This is a genomic window from Pseudomonas profundi, assembly GCF_008638305.1.
GTDB classification, from domain to species: domain Bacteria; phylum Pseudomonadota; class Gammaproteobacteria; order Pseudomonadales; family Pseudomonadaceae; genus Halopseudomonas; species Halopseudomonas profundi.
In genome coordinates, this window is record NZ_VTPZ01000006.1 from 249,221 (window position 1) to 271,811 (window position 22,591).

At 59.9% G+C, this 22,591-nt stretch carries 29 protein-coding genes and 3 pseudogenes; 19 read left to right on the forward strand and 13 right to left on the reverse strand.

Annotated elements, in window-relative coordinates:
* Positions 1-90 precede the first annotated feature (90 nt).
* Both FZE95_RS10550 and FZE95_RS10555 read right to left on the reverse strand, forming a co-directional pair.
* Entirely contained in the window at positions 91-1,059 is a 969-nt protein-coding gene (locus tag FZE95_RS10550; RefSeq protein ID WP_150300841.1) for a DUF932 domain-containing protein, read from the reverse strand.
* A gap of 82 nt (positions 1,060-1,141) precedes the next feature.
* On the reverse strand, positions 1,142-1,450 hold the full coding sequence (locus tag FZE95_RS10555) for a hypothetical protein (protein WP_150300842.1): 309 nt from the start codon (positions 1,448-1,450) through the stop codon (positions 1,142-1,144).
* 414 nt (positions 1,451-1,864) lie between these two features.
* Here FZE95_RS10555 and FZE95_RS10560 point away from each other — a divergent pair, with 414 nt between their 5' ends.
* Together FZE95_RS10560 and FZE95_RS10565 are read left to right on the forward strand one after the other, a co-directional pair.
* Positions 1,865-2,200 carry a YegP family protein gene (locus tag FZE95_RS10560; protein WP_150300843.1) on the forward strand — a complete coding sequence of 112 codons (336 nt, stop codon included), beginning with the start codon at positions 1,865-1,867 and terminating at the stop codon, positions 2,198-2,200.
* Positions 2,201-2,367: 167 nt separating this feature from the next.
* Positions 2,368-2,982 (forward strand): tyrosine-type recombinase/integrase, encoded by a 615-nt coding sequence (locus FZE95_RS10565; protein ID WP_150300844.1) that lies wholly within the window; start codon positions 2,368-2,370, stop codon positions 2,980-2,982.
* 213 nt (positions 2,983-3,195) lie between these two features.
* On the opposite strand, the gene FZE95_RS19750 is transcribed toward FZE95_RS10565, so the two are convergent.
* From FZE95_RS19750 to FZE95_RS10580, 3 genes are read right to left on the reverse strand one after another with little or no spacing between them, the layout of a single operon-like run.
* Positions 3,196-3,408, reverse strand: a complete 213-nt coding sequence (locus FZE95_RS19750) for a hypothetical protein (protein ID WP_036991829.1) — start codon at positions 3,406-3,408, stop codon at positions 3,196-3,198.
* Between the two features lie 8 nt (positions 3,409-3,416).
* Positions 3,417-4,496, reverse strand: coding sequence for an ACR3 family arsenite efflux transporter (arsB, locus tag FZE95_RS10575; RefSeq protein WP_036991827.1), 1,080 nt, complete (start codon positions 4,494-4,496; stop codon positions 3,417-3,419).
* Positions 4,497-4,547: 51 nt separating this feature from the next.
* Positions 4,548-5,621 carry an ArsO family NAD(P)H-dependent flavin-containing monooxygenase gene (locus FZE95_RS10580; RefSeq protein WP_150300845.1) on the reverse strand — a complete coding sequence of 358 codons (1,074 nt, stop codon included), beginning with the start codon at positions 5,619-5,621 and terminating at the stop codon, positions 4,548-4,550.
* Between the two features lie 116 nt (positions 5,622-5,737).
* Here FZE95_RS10580 and FZE95_RS10585 point away from each other — a divergent pair, with 116 nt between their 5' ends.
* The 8 genes from FZE95_RS10585 to arsJ all read left to right on the forward strand — a co-directional run bounded on the left by FZE95_RS10585 (position 5,738) and on the right by arsJ (position 10,947).
* Entirely contained in the window at positions 5,738-6,151 is a 414-nt protein-coding gene (locus tag FZE95_RS10585) for an arsenate reductase ArsC (RefSeq protein WP_150300846.1), read from the forward strand.
* 7 nt (positions 6,152-6,158) lie between these two features.
* A complete protein-coding gene (locus tag FZE95_RS10590) occupies positions 6,159-6,515 on the forward strand; it encodes a metalloregulator ArsR/SmtB family transcription factor (protein WP_036991825.1) in 357 nt (118 codons plus the stop codon).
* Between the two features lie 25 nt (positions 6,516-6,540).
* A complete protein-coding gene (locus FZE95_RS10595) occupies positions 6,541-7,011 on the forward strand; it encodes an arsenate reductase ArsC (RefSeq protein ID WP_036991824.1) in 471 nt (156 codons plus the stop codon).
* Between the two features lie 14 nt (positions 7,012-7,025).
* Entirely contained in the window at positions 7,026-7,736 is a 711-nt protein-coding gene (gene arsH, locus FZE95_RS10600) for an arsenical resistance protein ArsH (protein ID WP_150300847.1), read from the forward strand.
* Positions 7,737-7,754: 18 nt separating this feature from the next.
* Positions 7,755-8,249 (forward strand): phosphatase domain-containing putative toxin, encoded by a 495-nt coding sequence (locus tag FZE95_RS10605; protein WP_036991822.1) that lies wholly within the window; start codon positions 7,755-7,757, stop codon positions 8,247-8,249.
* Position 8,250: 1 nt separating this feature from the next.
* Positions 8,251-8,583, forward strand: coding sequence for a YnfA family protein (locus tag FZE95_RS10610; protein ID WP_223825027.1), 333 nt, complete (start codon positions 8,251-8,253; stop codon positions 8,581-8,583).
* Positions 8,584-8,607: 24 nt separating this feature from the next.
* Entirely contained in the window at positions 8,608-9,612 is a 1,005-nt protein-coding gene (locus FZE95_RS10615; RefSeq protein WP_036991821.1) for an ArsJ-associated glyceraldehyde-3-phosphate dehydrogenase, read from the forward strand.
* A gap of 117 nt (positions 9,613-9,729) precedes the next feature.
* A complete protein-coding gene (gene arsJ / locus FZE95_RS10620) occupies positions 9,730-10,947 on the forward strand; it encodes an organoarsenical effux MFS transporter ArsJ (RefSeq protein ID WP_036991819.1) in 1,218 nt (405 codons plus the stop codon).
* A 313-nt stretch (positions 10,948-11,260) separates the two neighbouring features.
* Here arsJ and merR read toward each other — a convergent pair whose 3' ends face one another.
* Positions 11,261-11,695 (reverse strand): Hg(II)-responsive transcriptional regulator, encoded by a 435-nt coding sequence (gene merR / locus FZE95_RS10630; protein ID WP_000429838.1) that lies wholly within the window; start codon positions 11,693-11,695, stop codon positions 11,261-11,263.
* Positions 11,696-11,766: 71 nt separating this feature from the next.
* On the opposite strand from merR, the gene merT reads away from it, so the two are divergent.
* From merT to merE, 6 genes are read left to right on the forward strand one after another with little or no spacing between them, the layout of a single operon-like run.
* Positions 11,767-12,117 carry a mercuric ion transporter MerT gene (merT, locus tag FZE95_RS10635; protein WP_001294667.1) on the forward strand — a complete coding sequence of 117 codons (351 nt, stop codon included), beginning with the start codon at positions 11,767-11,769 and terminating at the stop codon, positions 12,115-12,117.
* Between the two features lie 15 nt (positions 12,118-12,132).
* Complete coding sequence (gene merP, locus FZE95_RS10640) at positions 12,133-12,408, forward strand: mercury resistance system periplasmic binding protein MerP (protein ID WP_000735441.1); 276 nt, start codon at positions 12,133-12,135, stop codon at positions 12,406-12,408.
* A gap of 2 nt (positions 12,409-12,410) precedes the next feature.
* Positions 12,411-12,656, forward strand: a complete 246-nt coding sequence (gene merF / locus FZE95_RS10645) for a mercury resistance system transport protein MerF (protein WP_000654684.1) — start codon at positions 12,411-12,413, stop codon at positions 12,654-12,656.
* Positions 12,653-14,299, forward strand: coding sequence for a mercury(II) reductase (gene merA / locus FZE95_RS10650; RefSeq protein WP_000136268.1), 1,647 nt, complete (start codon positions 12,653-12,655; stop codon positions 14,297-14,299). Before merF ends, merA begins: the two co-directional genes overlap by 4 nt.
* A gap of 16 nt (positions 14,300-14,315) precedes the next feature.
* Positions 14,316-14,681 carry a mercury resistance co-regulator MerD gene (gene merD / locus FZE95_RS10655; protein WP_003465059.1) on the forward strand — a complete coding sequence of 122 codons (366 nt, stop codon included), beginning with the start codon at positions 14,316-14,318 and terminating at the stop codon, positions 14,679-14,681.
* Complete coding sequence (gene merE / locus FZE95_RS10660) at positions 14,678-14,914, forward strand: broad-spectrum mercury transporter MerE (RefSeq protein ID WP_001087809.1); 237 nt, start codon at positions 14,678-14,680, stop codon at positions 14,912-14,914. The genes merD and merE overlap by 4 nt, the downstream gene beginning before the upstream one ends.
* Positions 14,915-14,966: 52 nt before the next feature.
* Here the strand turns inward: merE and FZE95_RS10665 are convergent, their stop codons facing one another.
* From FZE95_RS10665 to tnpA, 5 genes are all read right to left on the reverse strand, one after another.
* A complete protein-coding gene (locus FZE95_RS10665) occupies positions 14,967-15,581 on the reverse strand; it encodes a recombinase family protein (RefSeq protein WP_000904941.1) in 615 nt (204 codons plus the stop codon).
* 60 nt (positions 15,582-15,641) lie between these two features.
* The gene (locus FZE95_RS10670; protein WP_003465063.1) at positions 15,642-16,859 is read right to left on the reverse strand and encodes a TniQ family protein; all 1,218 of its coding nucleotides are present in this window, start codon (positions 16,857-16,859) and stop codon (positions 15,642-15,644) included.
* Positions 16,856-17,764, reverse strand: coding sequence for a TniB family NTP-binding protein (locus FZE95_RS10675; protein WP_003465065.1), 909 nt, complete (start codon positions 17,762-17,764; stop codon positions 16,856-16,858). Before FZE95_RS10675 ends, FZE95_RS10670 begins: the two co-directional genes overlap by 4 nt.
* Before the next feature lie 2 nt (positions 17,765-17,766).
* Entirely contained in the window at positions 17,767-19,446 is a 1,680-nt protein-coding gene (locus FZE95_RS10680; RefSeq protein ID WP_003465068.1) for a Mu transposase C-terminal domain-containing protein, read from the reverse strand.
* 76 nt (positions 19,447-19,522) lie between these two features.
* Positions 19,523-19,831 (reverse strand): IS66-like element accessory protein TnpA, encoded by a 309-nt coding sequence (gene tnpA, locus FZE95_RS20075; protein ID WP_090275499.1) that lies wholly within the window; start codon positions 19,829-19,831, stop codon positions 19,523-19,525.
* Between the two features lie 138 nt (positions 19,832-19,969).
* Here tnpA and FZE95_RS19755 point away from each other — a divergent pair.
* A pseudogene (locus FZE95_RS19755) lies at positions 19,970-20,190 on the forward strand (IS3 family transposase); the annotation flags it as partial.
* Positions 20,191-20,248: 58 nt separating this feature from the next.
* Here FZE95_RS19755 and cadR read toward each other — a convergent pair.
* Positions 20,249-20,677, reverse strand: coding sequence for a Cd(II)/Pb(II)-responsive transcriptional regulator (gene cadR, locus FZE95_RS10690; protein ID WP_036991837.1), 429 nt, complete (start codon positions 20,675-20,677; stop codon positions 20,249-20,251).
* A gap of 79 nt (positions 20,678-20,756) precedes the next feature.
* Between cadR and FZE95_RS10695 the strand changes: the two genes are divergently transcribed.
* Positions 20,757-21,650: a cation transporter gene (locus tag FZE95_RS10695; protein WP_036991838.1), complete on the forward strand. Its 894-nt coding sequence runs from the start codon at positions 20,757-20,759 to the stop codon at positions 21,648-21,650.
* A 9-nt stretch (positions 21,651-21,659) separates the two neighbouring features.
* Positions 21,660-21,932: pseudogene (locus tag FZE95_RS10700) on the forward strand (signal peptidase II); the annotation flags it as partial.
* A gap of 243 nt (positions 21,933-22,175) precedes the next feature.
* Here the strand turns inward: FZE95_RS10700 and FZE95_RS10705 are convergent.
* A pseudogene (locus FZE95_RS10705) lies at positions 22,176-22,357 on the reverse strand (IS256 family transposase); the annotation flags it as partial.
* Between the last annotated feature and the right edge of the window lie 234 nt (positions 22,358-22,591).

Below are 22,591 nucleotides of genomic sequence, written 5' to 3' on the forward strand. Positions count from 1 at the left end.
CTCCAGACGCATATAAGCCCGGCCAGTTGAAGCTGGCTGGGCTTATGACGTTGTGTTATTGGTGGGTTGTAAGGCGGGTTTGCGGGCGGCTCAAGCGACCAGAGTCAAAGCATGATCAAGAGCCCTTTGCTTCAGGTTTGCACCTTGGCCAAACCATGCTGAGTCGAGTCGATGATCAACGCTGCGGGCGCGCTTCTCATGGTCGACGTACTCGGTAACGGCGTTCAGCAGGCCCCAGGCGGTATCCTGCGCTGACTCAAGCTGCGAACCACGCCCTTTGCCGGCGTAAAGATCCTGTACCTTTTGCAATGCGCGGTGCTGAGTCAGCTCGCGCCGATCCTCTACGTCCTCGTCGGTATTGCAGATCACCTGAAGGAAATAACCCAAGGCTTCGCCGGTGTTCACCTTGCGCTGGGAAAGCGTTTTCATGCGGTACATGAAGTCATCCCATTGCGAGACTGAAACTCCCAGCTGGCGCTTGACTGCCTTAGCATCGAACTCCGTGTTATGCGGCACCTTGATCGACTCGGCCGAGCCGTTTAAGGCGATTGCTAGGGTATTGTTACAGACCACACGCACCGTGGTTGGGGTTGCTACCGTAGCCAGGCTTCCATCGCAGGAAGTAGCTAACAGCAAATATCCACTCACCAGGTCGTTGCCCTTAAGCGCAGTCGCTTGACCTGTGCGTGCCAGAGCCCAGAATTTGCGGCCGCCCTTGAGCACGCCCGCGGTTTCCAGCTCGAAGCCTGCGTACTCAGTCAGGTCGCGATAGAACTCCATCACGTCAAAAGGCTGTACCACCTTGTAGCGCTGTGAGACCACTGACAAAGGTGCCTTGGTGTCCGACCGGTACAGCACCTTCTGTTCAGGGAAAATGTGAGTGCTGCCGAGATGCGCGGCCGAGTCAGATAGAAAGCGCACCGGGGATTCATCGATGTGCCAGTTCATGCCCGCCTCGTGCTGCCAGACCTCTAACGGTTGGTGACGGGATAGTTTGTTACCCAGGCCGTGCCAGGGCGTCGAGCCCACGTAAGCCATATTTTCGAGTTGATGTGCCATGATGCCTCCATACGGCGGAAAGCGGCTGGACCTAAGGCCCAACCGATCTGCTATTTATTTTCAAAAGACTTGAGTGGGGATGTCAGAAGTGAGCGCGGCAGGCTAAGCAACGGAAGCGGCTGAGCAGTTGCTCGTCTAGCACCTTGCCGAGGCGCAGCCCAGCCACACAGCCGGTCAAGGCGCCAGTGATCGCACCGAGTACGGCCCCTCCGCCGGCACCGGTTGGTCCCGCTGCAATGCCGACGCGAGCCCCTGCAGCCGCACCGGCGACAGTGGTAGTGGTGAAGCCGCTAACGCCTCCTGCGACGGTGCCAACGGCACCCCCTATTCGCTTGCCGTAATGGCAATAAACGACGCGCTGCGAGCTGCAGCGAGGACATGAACCAGACATAACGATTCCTCAGCGACACGCCAGTTGAGCGGACTGGCTGGGGTTTGCTCGTGAGGAGGATATAGGTCTGAAAAACGTTGGAATCGACTCAAAGATAGGGGGAGAAGCGAGAGCCTCCACAGGCAGAAATCGGCCAAAAGCAGCCTCTCGGATATCACTACAAAAAGCAGCGATTATTCACTCGACGAAAAAAACGGGCCGCGTTGAGATCTGCGTCTATACTTTTACTGTTGAAAAAATATGATTCAACGCTTGAATTATTGTGCATTTGTCATGCATTTCTATTGAAGCTGGAGCATCGATTTTGCTTGCCTAGCATCACACAGAAGCCATATTTATATTGAGTTGACAGTCTTTTTTGAGCCGCAGCGATGTGGATGGATTTCATCAAAGCCAAAAATAAGGAATAGCTATATGTCTGGAACGTTTGAAATATACAACGACAAAGCAGGTGAATTTCGTTTTCGACTCAAAGCCAGCAATGGCCAAGCAATTCTGGCCAGCGAGGGCTACAAGGATAAGTCTGGATGCCTAAATGGAATCGAGTCAGTCAAAAAAAATGCCCCTGATGATGCGCGCTACGAGCGAAAGGCCAGCGGGGCTGACAAGTTTATGTTCAACCTTAAAGCTGGCAATCACCAAGTAGTAGGGACTAGCCAGTCATATGCCTCCGAAGCTTCACGCGACAAGGGCATCGATTCGGTAAAAAACCACGCCCCCGACGCAAAGGTTGTAGAAGTGGGCAATTAACCGCCTCAGTCTGTCCAGATGAATCACCTGAGCATTTCGTTGAGATGGGCGGCTGAGTATTCTTAATTGCCGCTTTTCTCTTCACGGATGTGATCGACTGCTTCTGGCCGGTTAGCGCTTTTGCCATTAAGGGTCATGGTTATCCTCCATAACGTGGAGGACAAGCCATGAACACCAGTGTTGCTCGTGAACCCTGGAATAAAGGCAAGCTAATCGGGCAGAAAGCGCCGCTTCGGCTCAGAGATATCTGGTCTATTCGAGTAAGGCTCCAAATTGCTGAGAAAACTCGAGATCTAGCTCTTTTTAATTTGGCAATCGACAGCAAGTTAAGGGCCTGTGATTTGACGAAGCTACGGGTGCGCGACATCGCCCATGGTGCACAAGTATCGTCTCGGGCAATTGTGATGCAGCAGAAAACTCATCGACCAGTCCAGTTCGAAATCACCGAACAAACCCGGACGGCTCTAGAAGCCTGGATACATAAGGCCCAACTGCGAAGTGAGGATTTCCTGTTTCCGAGCAGATTGCACGCCTCAGCCCACCTTTCCATCAGACAATACGCTCGAATCGTCAAAGCCTGGGTAATATCCATTGATCTTGATCCGGCCATGTACGGCACCCACACGCTAAGGCGCACCAAGGCTTCACTGATCTACCGTAGGACGAAGAACCTCAGGGCCGTTCAGCTTCTACTGGGCCACACGAAGTTGGAAAGCACGGTCCGGTATTTAGGAATCGAAGTGGACGACGCTCTTGATATGGCAGAACAGACCGAGGTCTGACCAGCGATAGCGCCGCCTTAAACCAGACCGGCGCTATCCGGCCAGAAGCGGTCGTTATCGACATGCCGCTTTCAACTCACAGCCAACACACGCCCTGCAAAATTCTAGGACAGGAATCGTTCATATGGATGGAAAGGTAAGCTGGTGATTGCGCATGCTACGACTAGTGCGCATCGCAGCCCGTAATGTGAGCCAAATCCCTTCTAAGGTTGGTCAGGCTGCAACATCTGGGGGCGGCATTTGGCGAACAGGTAATTCCATCAGTTTGCGGTATGTGCGTATGCACATGTAAAGCGCAGAAGAAGGCCAGGCACCGACACGACTGCTTATGTCCATGCCGAAGCCATCCTCCAGCAGCGCACGCACCAGCCAGGCCAGCCAGTCCATGCGCAGCAGTTGGTCATTCAGCCATTTGAACAAGTCCATGTGAGTCCTTAGGTGGTCGGCTGCGTGCGCTCGTACCAGCCTTTGCTGTTATTGACCATACGCACCAGCCAGAGCATTACCGGTACCTCGATTAGCACGCCGACCACCGTGGCCAGCGCCGCGCCGGAGTTGAAGCCGTATAGCGCAATGGCGACCGCTACGGCGAGTTCGAAGAAGTTCGACGCACCGATCATTGCCGCCGGCCCAGCGATATCGTGGCGCACCTTGAGTTGCCGGCACATCCAATAACCGAGTGCGGCGATAAACAGCGTCTGCAGCAGAATCGGTACCGCCAGCATGGCGATGATTAGCGGCTGCGCGACTATGGTCTGGCCCTGGAAGGAGAACAGCAGCACCAGGGTGGCCAGCAGGGCGAGGATGGAGAACGGGCCGATGCGCGCGAGCACCGCTTGCAACGCCGCATCACCCCGGCGCAGCAGACGCGCGCGGATAAATTGGGCGATGGCCAGGGGGATGACGATATACATCACCACCGACAGCAGCAGGGTGTCCCACGGCACTGGGATCGACGACACGCCCAGCAGCAGGGCGACGATGGGGGCGAAGGCGAACACCATCACCAAATCGTTGATCGCCACCTGGGTCAGGGTGAAGTTGGCGTTGCCCTTACACAGGTTGCTCCAGACGAAGACCATGGCGGTGCAGGGCGCGGCGCCGAGCAGAATCAGCCCGGCCACGTAGCTGTCGATCTGCTCGGCCGGCAGCCAATCGGCGAACACATGGCGCAGAAACAGCCAGGCCATAAAGGCCATGGTGAATGGCTTGATCAGCCAGTTGATGCTCAGCGTCACGCCCAGACCGGCGCGCTGCTGGTAGACCTCGCCGATGGCGCGAAAATCGATCTTCATCAGCATGGGGATGATCATCACCCAGATCAGCAATCCCACCGGGATATTGACCTGAGCGATTTCCAGCGCGCCCACCGCCTGCGCTGCCGTCGGCGCATAGAGGCCGAGCAGAGTGCCGCCAATGATGCAGAGAAAAACCCAGAGCGTCAGATAGCGCTCGAAAAAACCCAGAGGGGCACCTGCGGCTTGCTTACCGATGACTTCACACTGACTGGACATTGCTGGTTCCTTGTTGCTGAGTGCCGAGTTTAATGGCACTCGGGTGGTCTGCTATTGATCTGTATCGCCCTGCAGGGCTTCTGCGATTTCATTGACCGTACTGCGCGCGGTGCGGGTGACGCCGATCAGGGTCGCCGAAGCCGCCCCGGTCCACTCGCCATAACCGACCAGCCACAGCTTGGGTTGCTTGCTGGCGCGAGTGTCGTCGACCGTGACCTTGCCATCGGCTTCCAGCACGTCCAGGCCTTGCAGATGATCCAGCGCCGGGCGAAAGCCGGTGCACCAGATCACCGCATCAACCGCCTCGCGGCGGCCATCGATCCACTCAACACCTTCTTCCGTGAAGCGCTGGAACGGCCGTTCGGCCACCAGTACGCCGCGCTCGCGGGCTTCCCGCACCGGCTCGACCATCACGATATCGCCCAGGCCGCCCACCGGCTGGTCGATCACGCGACCTTCCTGTTGGGCCTTCCAGCGTTCGGTGGCGCGCTCGAACAGCACCCGACCATCGACTTCATCGGGCAGAAAGGCCGGCGGCTCTGGGGTGATCCACAGGGTCTCGGCGACTTTTGATACCTCGGCGAGAATCTGCGCCCCGGAGTTGCCGCCGCCTACCACCAACACGCGCTTGCCGGTAAAGGCCTGCGGGTTGCGGTAATGCGCCGAGTGCAGCTGCTCGCCGGCGAACTCTGCGCTGCCGGGATAGGACGGGATAAACGGCTTGCTCCAGGTGCCGGTGGCGCTGACCAGGGCGCGGCAACGCCATTGCTGGCTGCCGGCCTGCACCACAAACAACTCGCCGTCATGCGTCACCGAATCGACATGTACCGGTCGCACAATCGGCAGCTGATAGCGCGCTTCGTATTGAGTGAGATAGTCGATCACCGTATCGCGGTGCGGGTAGCCGGGCTCAGGGCTGGGCATCTGCCAACCGGCGATGGAACTCCAGGTGGCGGGGGAGAACAGCCGCAGCGAATCCCAGCCATGCTGCCAGGCGCCGCCGGGTTGCGCCTGATCATCCAGCAGCAGAAACGACAGCTGGGTGCGCCGTAGAAAGTAGGCTGTGGCCAGCGCGGCCTGGCCGCCGCCGATAATCAGAACATCCACTGGCTCTTGCAGGGTCATGCAATCGCTCCTTGGTTGCTCGCTTGTGGCGAGAGTAGGGTCATCAAGATATTCGGTTTACAAGATATATGGTTTTTAATATATTCGCCAAACCGAATTTTAATGGCGTTGCTGCAATGACATCGAAAACCCGAGTGTTATTTCTCTGCGTGGCCAACTCGGCCCGTTCGCAAATGGCCGAAGCCTTGCTGCGCCATACCGACCCGGATGGCTATGAGGCGTTCAGCGCCGGTACTTTGCCTGATGAGGTTGACCGGCGAGCACGCATGGCGCTGGATCAGCTGGGGGTTGCAACCGATAGTCTGCGTAGCAAGTCATTAGATGAGTTTGCTGGTCAGCACTTCGACTACGTCATCACTTTGTGTGACAAGGCTGCTTTCGAGTGCAGCACCTTGCCGGGCGCCGGAGAGTACCTTGCCTGGAATTTTGCAGACCCAGCGACCAGCCAACAGGCCAACGCCTATAAACACACGCTTCACGAGATTCACGAACGCATCAAGATGTTTGTATTGGTGAAGAGCAAGCGCTGAGGCCCCGATGCTAGAACCCATAAGTCCCACCAGTGTCTTTAAATGCCTGGCCGATGAAACCCGCGTACGCATGACCCTACTTATCGCTGCCGAGGGCGAGTTGTGCGTATGCGAGCTGACCACTGCGCTGGAAGACAGCCAGCCGAAGATTTCTCGTCACCTGGCACAACTGCGCAGTTGCGGCCTGTTGGAGGATCAGCGTCGCGGTCAGTGGGTGTACTACCGCCTACACCCACAGCTGCCCGAGTGGGTGCAGCAGATGCTGAAGGTGGTTGTGCAGGCCAACCAGTCTTGGCTGGCGGTTAATAGCGAAAAGCTGCTGAGCATGCGCAATCGACCCGAGCGGCTAAGCCTCTGCGGTTAGCCTAAGCCTCACATCAAGGAATGCCATGAAAGTCTTGTTTCTCTGCACCGCAAATAGCTGTCGTAGCATCCTTTCCGAGGCGCTATTCAATCACTTGGCTCCAGCCGGCATGCGCGCTTACAGCGCCGGCAGCCAGCCCAAGGGCGAGGTTCATCCTCAGGCTTTGGAGGCCTTGCGCCGCGCAGGTATTTCCACTGAGGGGCTGAACAGCAAGGGCACCGAGGTACACGCCGAACTGGCGCCGGAGTTGGTTATTACCGTGTGCGACAAGGCCGCTGGTGATGCCTGTCCGGTGTTCTTCGGTCCCGCGCTCAAGGCACATTGGGGTTTGGCTGATCCATCCGAATTGGTCGGTACGCCCGCGCAGATCGACGCGGCTTTCGATGCAACCGTGGCGATTATTCAGGCGCGGCTTAATGCTTTTTTTGCGGCCCTGCCGACCACTCTTAACCGCGAGGCTCTGCGGGCCGAGTTGCGCCGTATCGCCAGCCTCTGATGCCAGGAATTGCTATGTACCCTGAACTGCCGAATATCGACCCCGAACTGCTTGATCTGCCGGATCACGACCAACTGAGCAAACCGGCAGTGCTACACAAACCGCGCATTCTGCTGCTGTATGGCTCCAACCGCGCGCGCTCTTACAGCCGCCTGCTGACCGAGGAAGCCGCGCGTCTACTTGAACAGTTCGGCGCCGAAGCGCGGATCTTCAACCCCAGCGGCTTGCCGCTGCCGGATGATGCTCCCGAGGATCACCCCAAGGTGCAGGAACTGCGCGAGCTGGTGCTGTGGAGCGAGGGCATGGTCTGGTGCTCGCCGGAACGCCATGGCGCGATGACCGGGGTGTTCAAAGCGCAGATCGACTGGATTCCCCTGAGCATGGGCGCGGTGCGGCCGACCCAGGGCAAGACCCTGGCGCTGATGCAGGTCAGCGGCGGTTCGCAGTCGTTCAATGCGCTGAACCAGATGCGCGTGCTGGGGCGCTGGATGCGCATGTTCACCATCCCCAACCAGTCCTCGGTGGCCAAAGCCTTTCTCGAATTTGACGACGCCGGGCGGATGAAGCCTTCGGCCTATTACGACCGCGTGGTCGACGTGATGGAGGAGCTGGTCAAGTTCACCCTGCTGCTGCGCGGCCAAACGGACTACCTGGTGGATCGCTATTCCGAGCGCAAGGAGTCGGCCGAGCAGTTGTCCAAACGGGTCAATCAGGCTTCCATTTAATTTTCAGGATCACTCAGCATGTCCCATCCCTTTGATGTTCTCAGCATTCCCAATCGTCCCGGTCGGTTGATCTTCACGCCTTGCCCAGGCACCAAGGACAGCAGTATCGACAGCGCCTTGAGCACCCTGAGGCAGGCCGGCGCCGATGCCGTGCTGACCCTGATGCCATACGCCGAGCTGGCGCAAAACGCCGCCAGCGATTTGCCCGCGCTGTGCGCCGCGCAAGGGTTGCTCTGGCTGCATCTACCCGTGGCCGATGAGCAGGTGCCACAGGCGGATTTCGACGCAGCCTGGCCGGCGGCCATGGCGCAAATTGCTGAGCTGCTGGCGGCTGACAAGGCCATCGCCATCCACTGCAAAGGCGGTTCCGGGCGTACCGGGCTGATTGCTGCGCGCATCCTGATCGAGCTGGATATCGCCCGCAGCGAAGCCATTAGCCTGGTGCAGGCGCTGCGGCCGAAAGCCATTCAGCATCCGGCCCATGCGGGCTGGATCGCCCAGTTCGGCAACTGAGATGAGCATGCTCAATACCCTGGGCCTGTTTGCCCTGACGGCGCTGGCCGAGATCATCGGCTGCTACCTGCCGTACCTGTGGCTTAAGCAGGGCAAGAGCATCTGGTTGCTGGTGCCTGCCGCCGCCGCGCTGGCGCTGTTCGCCTGGCTACTGACCTTGCACCCGACCGCCGCCGGCCGGGTGTATGCCGCTTACGGCGGGGTGTATGTGGCGATGGCAATTATCTGGCTGTGGCTGGTGGACGGGATTCGCCCGACCCATTGGGACCTGCTGGGCGCCGGCGTGGCCCTGCTCGGTATGGCGATCATCATGTTTGCGCCGCGTAGCGCCTAATCACTTTGTAGAAGGAATTCGTTTATGGCTATCAAGGTAGGTATCAACGGTTTTGGTCGTATCGGTCGTCTGGCGCTGCGCGCCGCCTGGGGCTGGCCTGAATTTGAGTTTGTGCAGATCAACGACCCGGCCGGTGACGCCGCAACCCACGCCCATCTGATCAATTTCGATTCGGTGCATGGCCGCTGGAATAGCGAGGCGAGCAGTGAGGGCGAGTGCATCCTGATCGACGGCAAACGCATTCAGGTCACGGCCAACAAGACCATTGCCGATACTGACTGGAGCGGCTGCGATCTGGTGATTGAGGCCAGCGGCAAGATGAAAACCGTTGCGGTGCTGCAGGCGTACCTGGATCAAGGCGTGAAACGCGTGGTGGTCTGCGCACCGGTAAAAGAGCAGGGCGCGCTGAATATCGTGATGGGCGTTAACCAGCAGCTATTCGACCCGGCGCAGCACCGCATTGTTACGGCGGCGTCCTGCACCACCAACTGTCTGGCCCCAGTGGTCAAGGTGATTCACGAGAACCTCGGTATCCGCCACGGCTCGATCACCACCATCCACGACCTGACCAACACCCAGAGCATTCTCGACACCCCGCACAAGGACCTGCGCCGCGCCCGCGCCAGCGGCATGAGTCTGATCCCCACCAGCACCGGTTCGGCCACGGCAATTGCCGAGATCTTCCCCGAGCTGCGCGGCAAGCTCAACGGCCACGCCGTGCGCGTGCCCCTGGCCAACGCCTCGCTGACCGATTGCGTATTCGAAGTCGAGCGTGCGACCACGGTGGAAGAGGTCAATCAACTGCTGAAAGCTGCTGCCGCTGGCCCGCTCAAGGGCATCCTCGGTTACGAGGAACGTCCGCTGGTATCCATCGACTACCGCACCGATCCGCGCTCTTCGATTATCGACGCGCTGTCGACCATGGTGGTCAACGGCACCCAGGTGAAGCTCTACGCCTGGTACGACAACGAGTGGGGCTACGCGAATCGCGCGGTTGAGCTGGCGCGGATGGTCGGCGCCGCCGACTGAGAATCGCCCTGCGTATGTGGGAGGGGCTTTAGCCGCGACTTGCCTCCAATTTGTCGCGGCTAAAGCCCCTCTCACCTAGTTGCACACCCTCCAGCCAAGCTTCCGAGCAGGATCGTTATGCACGCCTTATCCCGCCTAGCCCCCGAAGTGCGCCAATACCTATTGGTAACCGGCAACTACTGGGCCTTTACCCTCACCGACGGCGCGTTGCGCATGTTGGTGGTGCTGCATTTTCATAGCCTCGGTTACACGCCGCTGCAGATTGCCGCGCTGTTTCTGTTCTATGAGATTTTCGGCGTCATAACCAATCTGGTCGGCGGTTATCTGGGCGCGCGGCTGGGGCTTAATCGCACCATGAATATCGGCCTGGGTCTGCAGGTGGCGGCCTTGCTGATGCTCACCGTGCCGGCGGCCTGGCTGACGATTCCCTGGGTGATGGGAGCTCAGGCGCTGTCCGGTATCGCCAAAGACCTGAACAAGATGAGTGCGAAAAGCTCGATCAAATTGCTGGTGCCTGACAGCCAGCAGGGCACGCTATACAAGTGGGTGGCGATCCTTACCGGCTCGAAGAATGCGCTCAAGGGCGTGGGTTTCTTTATGGGTGGCGCGTTGCTGGCGCTGCTCGGTTTCGCTGGGGCGGTGCTGGCCATGGCGGCGGTGTTGGCGCTGATCTGGCTGGCCAGCCTGGTGCTGCTGAAAAAGGATCTGGGCAAGGCCAAGGCCAAGCCAAAGTTTCGCGACATTCTGTCCAAAAGCCGGGCAATCAATATTCTCTCTGCCGCCCGCTTGTTCTTATTCGGCGCCCGCGATGTGTGGTTTGTCGTCGCGCTGCCGGTGTATCTGTCCAGCGTGTTTGGCTGGGATTTCTGGATGGTCGGCGGCTTTCTCGCTGCCTGGGTGATCGGCTACGGCATTGTGCAGTCCTTCGCCCCGGCCATCACCGGCAAGGCCAGCGGCCAGTTGCCGGATGGTCGTGCGGCATTCGCTTGGGCGGCCGTGCTGGCTGGGTTGCCCGCCGCAATTGCCCTGGGTCTGAACAGTGATTTGCCGGCGCAGTGGGTCTTGCTCGGCGGGTTGATGGTGTTTGGCGCGCTGTTTGCGGTGAACTCCTCGCTGCACAGCTACCTGATTGTCAGTTACGCCAAGGAAGACGGCGTGTCGCTGGATGTCGGCTTCTATTACATGTCCAACGCCCTCGGCCGGCTGATCGGCACGCTGCTGTCGGGCTGGGTGTATCAGGCCTATGGCTTGGAAGCTTGCCTGTGGGTGTCCTCGACTTTTGTCTTGTTGGCGGCGTTGATCTCCATTGGGCTGCCTCGGCATACCAGTAACTGATCTGCCTTATTCCATTTGGCCAGCACAGCGACCTCATTTGATATGAATCGCCACTGGTCTTGTAGGCGCTCGATGACCGCTATTGGCCGACACCTGCCTGTCATAAATGGTCGGCTCCAGTCAGCCAATTTGGCTATACCCATACTGGCGAGTCTGGTGTTGGCTGGTTAAGAAATTATTATCCGGGGTTAAATTTGTCACTTTCAGAAGGCGACAGCACGAAATATCAAAAGTCGACCGCACGGTCTTTTCTGACGTTGGAGTCGCCTCAGAAAACGGAAAATAAAGCACGCTAAGGCGTAGTTCCCTCGGGCTACACGGCGTCCGCACTGCGCGGTTCTTTCTTCCCTTGCAGTGACGCAATCAGCGGGCAGGAAACGTTCCCCTTCCGCGCATGGCAGGCGCACACCAAATCAGACAGCACGGCCTCCATGCGCGCCAGGTCAGCCATCCTCTCGCGCACGTCCTTGAGCTTGTGCTCGGCCAGGCTGCTGGCTTCCTCGCAATGGGTGCCATCCTCCAGCCGCAGCAGCTCGGCGATCTCATCCAGGCTGAAGCCCAACCGCTGGGCTGATTTCACGAAGCGCACCCGCGTTACATCCGTCTCGCCATAGCGGCGAATGCTGCCGTAAGGCTTGTCCGGTTCCGGGAGCAAGCCCTTGCGCTGATAGAACCGGATGGTCTCCACATTGACCCCGGCCGTCCTGGCGAAAACGCCAATGGTCAGGTTCTCCAAATTGTTTTCCATATCGCTTGACTCCGTACATAACTACGGAAGTAAGCTTAAGCTATCCAATTCAGATTCGAAAGGACAAACGTATGTCTGAACCTCAAAACGGGCGCGGCGCGCTCTTCACTGGCGGGCTGGCCGCCATCCTCGCCTCGGCTTGCTGCCTCGGGCCGCTGGTTCTGATCGCCTTGGGGTTCAGCGGCGCTTGGATCGGCAACTTGACGGTGTTGGAACCCTATCGCCCCATCTTTATCGGCGTGGCGCTGGTGGCGTTGTTCTTCGCCTGGCGGCGCATCTACCGGCCGTCAGCCGCCTGCAAACCGGGTGAGGTTTGCGCGATTCCCCAAGTGCGAGCTACTTACAAGCTCATTTTCTGGGGCGTGGCCGTGCTGGTTTTGGTCGCGCTCGGATTTCCCTACGTCGTGCCATTTTTCTATTGATCACAGGAGTTCACCATGAAAAAGCTGCTTTCCGCCCTTGCCCTCGCTGCCGTTGTTGCCCCCGTGTGGGCCGCCACCCAGACCGTTACGCTGTCCGTACCGGGCATGACCTGCTCGGCCTGTCCGATCACTGTCAAGAAGGCGATTTCCAAGGTCGATGGCGTCAGTAAAGTTGACGTGACCTTCGAGACGCGCGAAGCGGTGGTCACCTTCGATGATGCCAAGACCAGCGTGCAGAAACTGACCAAGGCTACCGAGGATGCGGGCTACCCATCATCAGTCAAGAACTGATCATGAAAGACCCGAAGACACTGCTGCGGGTCAGCATCATTGGCACAACCCTCGTGGCGCTGTGTTGCTTCACCCCTGTTCTGGTCATTTTGCTCGGTGTGGTCGGCTTGTCCGCGCTGACCGGCTATCTGGACTATGTGCTGCTGCCTGCGCTGGCGATTTTCATCGGCTTGACCATCTACGCCATCCAACGAAAACGCCAAGCCGATGCCTGCTGCACCCCGAAATTCAATGGAGTAAAAAAATGACCGAAATCACCGTGAATGGCATGACCTGCACATCCTGCGCCACCCATGTCAAAGATGCTTTGGAAAAGATTCCCGGCGTGAATGCCGCTGTGGTGTCCTATCCAGAAAGCCGCGCGCAAGTCATGGCAGACACCGCCGTGAGCCACAACCAACTGCTGGCCGCCATCGCCGCATTGGGTTATCAAGGCTCGATCCGGGTTGGTGATTTCAAAGATGAACCAAAAATCCGTGATGCACTTGAGGGCGCCGGTTTGCATATCGCCATCATTGGCAGCGGCGGGGCCGCGATGGCGGCGGCGCTGAAGGCCGTCGAGCAAGGCGCGACGGTCACGCTGATCGAACGCGGCACCATCGGCGGCACCTGCGTCAATATCGGCTGTGTGCCGTCCAAGATCATGATCCGCGCTGCCCATATTGCCCATCTGCGCCGGGAAAGTCCGTTCGACGGCGGTATTGCGGCAACTGTGCCTGCGATTGACCGCAGCAAACTGCTGGCCCAGCAGCAGGCCCGTGTCGATGAACTGCGGCACGCCAAATACGAAGGCATCCTGGACGGCAATCCAGCCATCACCGTTTTGCACGGTGAAGCGCGTTTCAAGGACGACCAGAGCCTGGTCGTCCGTTTGAACGAGGGTGGCGAGCGCGAGGTAACGTTCGACCGCTGCCTGGTCGCCACCGGTGCCAGTCCGGCCGTGCCGCCGATTCCGGGCCTGAAAGAGTCACCCTACTGGACTTCCACCGAAGCGCTTGTCAGCGACACCATTCCCGCACGCCTGGCCGTGATCGGTTCGTCGGTGGTGGCGTTGGAACTGGCGCAAGCCTTTGCCCGGCTCGGCAGCCAGGTCACGATCCTGGCACGCAGCACCTTGTTCTTCCGGGAAGACCCGGCCATCGGCGAGGCCGTGACAGCCGCTTTCCGCGCCGAGGGCATCGAGGTGCTGGAGCACACGCAAGCCAGCCAGGTCGCCCATGTGAACGGCGAATTCGTGCTGACCACCGGACACGGTGAATTGCGCGCTGACAAGTTGCTGGTTGCCACCGGTCGGGCACCGAATACGCGCAGCCTCGCGCTGGACGCGGCGGGGGTCACTGTCAATGCGCAAGGGGCCATCGTTATCGACCAAGGCATGCGCACGAGCAACCCGAACATCTACGCGGCCGGCGACTGCACCGACCAGCCGCAGTTCGTCTACGTGGCAGCGGCCGCCGGCACCCGTGCCGCGATCAACATGACCGGCGGCGACGCAGCCCTCAATCTGACCGCGATGCCGGCAGTGGTGTTCACCGACCCGCAAGTCGCCACCGTGGGCTACAGCGAGGCGGAAGCGCACCACGATGGCATCGAGACCGACAGTCGCACGCTGACACTCGACAACGTTCCGCGAGCGCTTGCCAACTTCGACACACGCGGCTTCATCAAGCTGGTCATCGAGGAAGGTAGCGGACGGCTCATCGGCGTGCAGGCGGTGGCCCCGGAAGCGGGCGAACTGATCCAGACGGCGGTGCTCGCCATCCGCAACCGCATGACGGTGCAGGAACTGGCCGACCAGTTGTTCCCCTACCTGACAATGGTCGAGGGGTTGAAGCTTGCGGCGCAGACCTTCAACAAGGACGTGAAGCAGCTTTCCTGCTGCGCTGGATAAAAAAAGGAGGTTTTCAATGAGCGCCTACACCGTGTCCCGGCTGGCCCTTGATGCCGGGGTGAGCGTGCATATCGTGCGCGACTACCTGCTGCGCGGATTGCTGCGTCCGGTGGCGTGCACCCCGGGCGGCTATGGCCTGTTCGATGATGCCGCCTTGCAACGGCTGTGCTTCGTGCGGGCGGCCTTCGAGGCGGGCATCGGCCTGGACGCGCTGGCGCGGCTGTGCCGGGCGCTGGATGCTGCGGACGGCGATGAAGCGGCCGCGCAGCTTGCCGTTCTGCGCCAGTTCGTCGAGCGTCGGCGCGAAGCGTTGGCCGATCTGGAGGTGCAGTTGGCCACCATGCCGACCGAGCCGGCACAGCACGCGGAGAGTCTGCCATGAACAGCCCCGAGCGCTTGCCGTCCGAGACGCACAAACCGATCACCGGCTACCTGTGGGGCGCGCTGGCCGTGCTCACCTGTCCCTGCCATTTGCCGATTCTCGCCATTGTGCTGGCCGGCACGACGGCCGGCGCGTTCATCGGAGAGTACTGGGGTATCGCAGCCCTCACGCTGACCGGTTTGTTCGTCCTGTCTGTGACACGACTGCTGCGGGCCTTCAAAGATCGATCATGAGCGCTTCCCATTGAGACAAACCACGCTGTCGCTACGTTGCCTCATGCCGGCATCAAATTCGGCTGAGTAGCTTCTCGCCATCTGGACGTAGCTCACCCTTGGGTGAAACATGCCGATACAGGGTCTGCCGCGTGACGCCAAGTTCCTGGCACAGGTCGCCGACCTTGGTCTCTGGCTGACCCATTGCCGCCATCGCCAGCCGCAGCTTGGCGGCGGTCATCTTGAACGGCCGGCCGCCTTTCCGCCCGCGCGCGCGGGCCGAGGCTAGGCCGGCAATCGTGCGCTCCGCGATCAACTCGCGCTCGAACTCGGCCAGGGCGGCGAAGATGCCAAAGACCAGCTTGCCGGCGGCGGTCGTGGTGTCGATGGCCGCGCCGTGCCCGGTTAATACCTTCAAGCCGATGCCGCGCCCAGTCAGGTCGTGCACGGTGTTGATGAGATGTCGCAGGTCGCGTCCGAGCCGATCCAGTTTCCACACGACCAGTGTGTCGCCAGTTCGCAACGCCTTCAGGCAGCTCGTCAAGCCGGGCCGATCCTCGCGCATGCCGGATGCCTGGTCCTCGTAAAGATGTACTGGATCGACCCCGGCGGCAATCAGCGCGTCGCGCTGCAAATCGGTAGCCTGGGAGCCGTCCGCCTTCGATACCCGCATGTAGCCTATCAGCATGTCGTACCTGTCACATATACGTTCGATTATGTGACAGTGTGAGCCAGAAAGTTCTCGCCGTCAAAAACTGTCACTTAACCCGTCATTTAGTCTAAGACCTGCAAACGGCCATTCAGGCTCGTAATGTGACAAAAACTCCGGCGGGATGCCCTCCTTGGTGAACGTGGCGCGCAAACGTTCCAGGGATTCGGGGTCGCGTCGCCCGTAGGACGCCAGTGTGAACAGCAAGCGGGCCGTCTCCGGGTTGTGTCGCGCTTCAATGATGGCCTCATCGATGGCCTGGGCTGCTCGTTGCCAGTGGTTGATGGGTTCCGGCTTCGGCACCTTCGCCGGCAGGCCGTTGGTGAAACCAGTGTGCGGCTCCGTCTGAAACAGCGCGGCCTGTTCCCCGCGCGGGATCAGCGCCTTTGACTCGATCAGCGTGATGGCGGTGGCCGCCGCCTCCAGCATCTGCCACTGCACCGCCGGGGCCAGAATCTCGTAGGGACGCCACAGACTCTGCCCGGCGCGCAGCGGATGGCCGCAGCGCTCCCAGACATGGCGGATGCTCGCCGAGCAACTGCCGCAGTGCGAGAGCGGCGTGTTCAGCTCATCAAGCAGGGTGCGCAGCAGCCGGAACCACAAGCCGGCGTGGACACGCCGACGCGGCAGCTCCACAAAACCCGTCGTCAGCGCCTGCCAGGTGCGCCGGTCCATGCAGGCGATTGCGTCATCGGCAGGGCGCGGCGCAGCATCGGCGATTTCCCACTGAAGATACCGGCCGGGCATGCCCCAGTAGGACTCCAGCCAGCAGCCATGCTGCGGGCAGCTCAGCATCAAGGGGAGCTGCCAGACGAGTAGCACAGCTTGATTCGTTGGATCGTTCAGACACTGCGGACACGCCCGGCGAATCGTCTGGCTCGGTAGCCAGGCACGCCAGCGAGTGATGGACCGCACCTTGCGGGTGCGCTTGGGCAGGAGCACCGCGCATTGGAATGTATAGGTTTCCAAGGCTGCTGGTACCGAATCGTCGAGACTGTCGAGCAGCCACGGCACCCAGCCTGCAAGACTCATGCTGCGCAACCGCTCCAGCTCGACGCCACTGCGCTGGCAGAGCGCCGTCAGCAACGACAAGGATGGTGCGGTATCCAGGTCATCAAGTTGGCTGTGACCAAGATCGTGGGCCAGCAGCTCGTGCACGTCCATCTGGTAGCAGGCGGCGACCCGGTTGAGCCATGAGGACAGGGCTTCGCCTTCCTTGGGTGCCGGATGCAGCGGCCAGCGCGGCGCGGACTTCACATCAGTTCCCGCTCGAACTGTCGCCGCCGCTCACTGGGGCCGATGTAGTCGGCCATGCTGAGCGTGCGGTGGTTGATCGCTTCCTCGCCACTCTCCACGGCGGCGACGGCCGCCGCCACCAGCAGATGTGCAAGCTCGCCGATGGTGCCTTCGCTCCGGGTGAGCAGGTAGCGGGCCATGTCCAGCGTGGCAATCGGGGATGGCCGCCGTAGCGGGAGTGACGCCGCGAAGCTGGCCAGCAGCGAGCAGCAGTCCTCATTGGCCTCCCACGGCGGCAGCAGCATCGGCTCGAAGCGGTTTTCCAACTGATCGTCCGAACGGATGGCCAGGTACGCCTCGCGCGTGCCGACCCCGACCAGGGGGATACGCAGCTCGTTGCCGAGGAAGCGCAGCAGGTTGAGGAACTCGCGCCGGTTAACGCTGTTGCCAGCCAGTACATTGTGCAGTTCGTCGATCACCAGCATGCGCACGCCGACCTTGCGCAGCAGGGCCAGCGCCAGTTGCTCCATTTCCGGCAGCCGTGGGCGCGGGCGCAGCGGCGCGCCCATCGCAGCCAGCAGCGCGACATAGAAGCGGATCACCGATGGCTCTGACGGCATCTGCACGACCAGCACCGGGATATGTTCTTGGTCAGCGTCGGTGCCGACCGGGTGCGCCCGCCGGAATTTCTCGACGATCATCGACTTGCCGTTGTTGGTGGGGCCGACCAGCAGCAGGTTTGGCATGCGTTGCTTGTTCGGCCACGCATACAGAGTTTCCAGCCGGTTCAGCGCCTCGACCGCGCGCGGGTAGCCGATCCAGCGGTCGGCGCGAATGCGCTGGATGCGCTCGTCTGCCGGCAGCCTGGCCAAACCCTGTGCCGCTGGCAGCAGGTGGGACAGGTCAATGACGGGATATTCGTCCACGGCTACCACTCCTCGATCTGATCGAACGGTTTGGCCGGCGGCAGGTTGTCTGCCTGCGGGTCAGCCATGTCCACATCCGGCGGTATGGGCTTGGCCGGTGGCTCCGACGTCTTGAGGTGCTGGCGGCGATCAGCGTCGCGCCGCGCCTTGCGCGTGGCCTTCTGGGCGGTGGTCACGATCTCGCGCATCTGCCCGATCATGCGGAACAGCGCCGACTCGTCCACCTGCTCGCGCCCGAGCTGACGCAATTTGGCCAGCGCCTGGCGTTGTTCCCAGAGGGTGACGGCCGGATGGGACAAGGTGCGGTAGTGGATCTCCAGATAGTGCTGACCTTCCGGTTCCAGTACCCAGATGCGGCTGATGTCGCGCGGATCGCGCCGGATCAGGAAGGCGGGCAAGCGCTCGCGCCGGGCAATCCACGGCTTGAGGGCGTCGGCGTAGTAGTGGATGTGGTCGATGACAAAGCCGGTGCGGGTCAGGGTGCGGCGGATCACCGGCAGGAAATCGACCAAAAACGCGGTGGGGCGGGTAACGACGGCCGGGACGCCAACGCGCTCCACGGCCTCGGCCCAGCGCGCGGCCGGCGGCTGGAGCAGGCCGTTGTGCACGGAGCCGTGATAGGTGCCTACCGCCAACGCGAGCCAGCGCTCCAGCTCGCGCAGCGTCAGGGTGGCCATCTTCTCGGAATCGTACTCGCCGCGCTGGCCGGGATTGGAGAAGGTCGTCCCCGGTAATTCGTCGTGGATCATCTGCATCGCCGTGCCGATGATCCGTTCCACGATGCCGCCGTAGTGCGGCTGGCCTGGTGGGCGATAGTCCAGCCGGATGCCATGCTGTTCGCAGCCACGGCGCAGCGCTTCGCTTTTGAACTCGGCCGCGTTGTCCAGATAGAGCAGCCTGGGCTTGCCGCTCATCGGCCAGTCCATTTCCACATTCAGCCCTTCCAGCCAGGGCCGCTTGTCGCAGGCGGCATGCGCGAGGCATAGGCCGACCGAGACGGCGGACGGCGCTTCCAGCGTGACCACCATGCCGAGTACGCAGCGCGTGAACACGTCGATGGCGAGGGTCAAATATGGGCGGCCAATCGGTTGCCGGTCGCGCTCGTCGACCACGATCAGGTCGATGACGGTGTGGTCGATCTGCACCTGTTCCAGCGGCATGGTGACTTCGGGCGGAATGCCACCCGCGCCTTGCAAGGGACGGGCAGCGTCCTGCCCGCCCCGGCTGCGGGCTATTTTCGCCGGGTGTAGTCCGGCAATCCGCTGGGCCACGGTGTTGCGCGCCGGCACCGGCAGCTTCTGGGTTTTGCACGCCTGCGCGACTTCGCGGTGGAACGCCGCCAGGCTGCGTTTCTGCTTGGTCAGGAAGCGCTTTTGCAGCAGCTCGCGGATGATGCGCTCGACCGGTTCCGGCAAGCGCCCCTTGCCTTTGCCGCCGCCGGATCGGCCGGGCGTCAGGTCTGTTACCAGGCCAGTACCCTGCCGGGCGCGACGGATCAGGACATATACCTGTCGCCGGGACAGGCCCAGCGCTTGGGCTGCCTCATCGGCGGCTTCATGCCCGACCACCTCAAGCGCTGCCAGTGGCCCGATGATTTCCGTCCGGTGCCGGGCTTGCGCCCATGCCTCGTCGGGCAGGGTGGCCACGCCTTGCGCGGCAATCGGTGGAGTGTCTGATGTCATGCCCAAACCTCGCTTTGGTGCACACGAGTATTGAGCATAGTCGAGATTGGTGCAGACGACTCCTGATATTGGGCTGTCAGGAGCCGTATGCACACCAGGCGTTACATCCAGTCAGATGGTGCGGTCGTCTTCTGAAAACGACAGCAACGGTAGACGGAGCTGGCAGGTTAACCGGAAGGAACGCTGGAATCGACGTGAGCGCATTATCGGTTCGGCGTGACTCACTGATCCAGCGTCGCACCAGATTGGCGTGGAGGCCGTTATCCAGCGCAACGCGTGAGACGGAGGCTCCCGGTTCATTGCAAGTGGTGACGATGCTGGCCTTGAATTCCCGGGAATGGCGACGACGTTTTTGACAAGGCTTGGTTACGCTTACAGTGCTCATATTAAGTGTCCACTAGAAAATAAGTGGACACTATCCTGACGGCCCCAGTGCTCAGCTCAAGACGGGATCACCGGACGCTTACGTACGAACAGCGTGACCGACCCCAGGACGTGCTGTTCATTCGGACCAGGGTACCTATGCCATGACAATGCGCCAATGGAGCGGCTGTTTCGCAGTCTGGAAGCAGAATGGGGCTGACCGTGGGCTACATGAGTGCATCGCGGGCACAGCAGGATATCAGTCGGTTTCTGATGCCAGGGTACAACTTGCAACGGCCATATCAGTTCAACGGTGGACCACCGCCCGCTGTGGCTGGGGGAGAGTTAGAGAGTACTTGCTCTTCCGGGTACGCGGATTAAATGGTTGATCTTACCTTTGCATGAGAGAGAGAGTGAAGCAAGCCGATATTTTATCGGATTATCTGGTTAGTGCTCCAACCTCCTGCTGATGCACACTTCCTTCGCTAATTCCAGCAAGAACCCCACAAACCTCAATTTCCCGATCATCGTTGCAGCTCGCTCTTAATGAAACGAGTTGTTTCTCAAGCGCTTGCAGACCGGTTATCTGTGACCGCACTTGAGAGATGTGATCATCGAGCAAGGCGTTGACGGCGGTGCAAGGCTGATGAGGCTCGTCTTGATAGCTCTGTAGTTCGTGAATCTCAGCCAGTGACAGGTCTAGGATTCTGCAGCGACGGATGAAGGCAAGCCGCTCACTATGCTTCTCGGTATAGACACGATAACCGTTGTTCTGCCGATCAGGCGGCGGCAACAAGCCCTGCTGTTCATAGAAGCGGATCGTCTGCGTTTCGACCCCTACCAGCTGCGCCAACTGACCAATACGCATCAGCCTTCTCCCCTGTTGACCTTGTAGTGGCTTTATGGTTTTAAATGGTACCACAACATTTGTCAAGTGGAATAGTAGCATGAGAAAATCCTGTGGTAGCGCCTGTGACGGTGACGCAACGTCCGCAGTGGATAGCAATATGCATGCCTCCTCCGAAGCGTCAGGGAACTGGGTCAGCGTTTATGCCGTGCCGAAGATGGACTGCCCATCAGAAGAGCGAATGATTCGCCTGGCCCTGGACGGCTTTGAGGAAATTCGGGCGCTGTCCTTCGACTTGTCGAACCGCCGGCTCAAGGTCGTGCATGACGGCGAAGTCGAGCCCATCACCTCGAAACTGAAGACCTTGAGGCTAGGAGCCTCGCTTCAGGAAACCGTCGCTGCAAATCCGGAGACCATCAAGGCCGCTGAGTTCTCGCCAGCTTCTGCTAAGCAAGAATCCAGGACCCTGCGTTGGTTGCTCGGCATCAATGCACTTCTGTTCGGGGTGGAAATGACTGCCGGTCTAATCGCCCAGTCCACCGGGCTGATTGGAGAATCCCTGGACAATTTTGCAGATGCAGCCGTCTATGGCCTTGCCCTTTATGCGGTCGGGCATAGCGTAAAAATGCAGGTACGCGCCGCGCATCTAGCAGGCTGGCTGCAGCTAATTCTGGCTATAGGCGTACTTGTGGAGGTGGTGAGACGCTTTGTATTCGGTAGTGAGCCTGAATCGCTGGTGATGATGGCTATCGCATTTGTCGCATTGATTGCCAATACCAGTTGTTTGCTGCTCATATCCAAGCACCGTGAGGGCGGGGCGCACATGAAGGCAAGCTGGATATTCTCGGCCAATGACGTAGTGATCAACCTGGGGGTTATCATTGCCGGAGCTTTGGTTGCCTGGACAGGATCCAATTATCCGGATCTGATTATCGGCACAGTCTCGGGGGTCATTGTACTTAACGGTGCCAGGCGCATTCTGGCGTTGAAGTAATGCCCATCATTGGCAAAACTCTCGCCGTATGCCCTGTTGCCCATATCAAGCCTGCTGGCAGCGTCTGATCAGGCTGTAAAGTGGCTGGTGCAGCAATCAATGGTCTAGGGCGAATCTGTTTAAGTGATCCTGCTCTTTAACTGGGTGCATCTATGGAGCACCCGTGCCGCATTCAGTCTTTTTGCGCATGGTGGGGGCTGGCAGCGCTACTTTTTTAAAAATCGTCATAAAAGAGAATTCATTGCATACCGTCTTATCCTCGGTGGCACCATGGGCAATCTGACATGCTTTCCGAGTTGCCCAGTGTCGTACTTTTCTTCCAGTCGACAGCCTTAGAGGACACCGCGGGAGACCTCCTGACAGGGCTGATCGCAGCCTACTGCTTATACGGGTGATAGATGTCATTCCACGGCTTCGGAAGGAAAAGCAGACCATGTAAGCCTTGAACCACTTGGTCACCTCAGTGGGACTGTCAGATTTTTTGTGTTCGGGCTGTTAATGGCCTGCCATCAGGTAGGCCCTCACTTACCAGGTTGGCTTGGTGAAACGATCTTCGTACAGGATCACGAACTGAGTCATAGCGGTTTCCAGTCATGCGCCGCACTACCCCAGTTGGCAGTGATATTACGTAGCGCCAACCAGAATACCTTTCGTATGGCAGGCGGGAAGACAAGGAACGGAATGAACCTATCCCATCCACGCCGCCATTGTCTTGCTGGCTGAATACGAAGCAGCAGCTCCCAGCTTGCGGCGCACCGAGTCGAGTCCAGAAACATTCACTTTGCCACCCTGGTGAGCCCGAGGAATGGGGTGATGGGATTGAATTGAGCGGAGCAAGAAAGCATGAGCCACAGGATTGATCTTGATTTCGGAGGCGAGAGCATTGGGTGATAAGTGCGCGCTACTCTTCGACCTATCCACGGGAATGCGCTACAAGACTC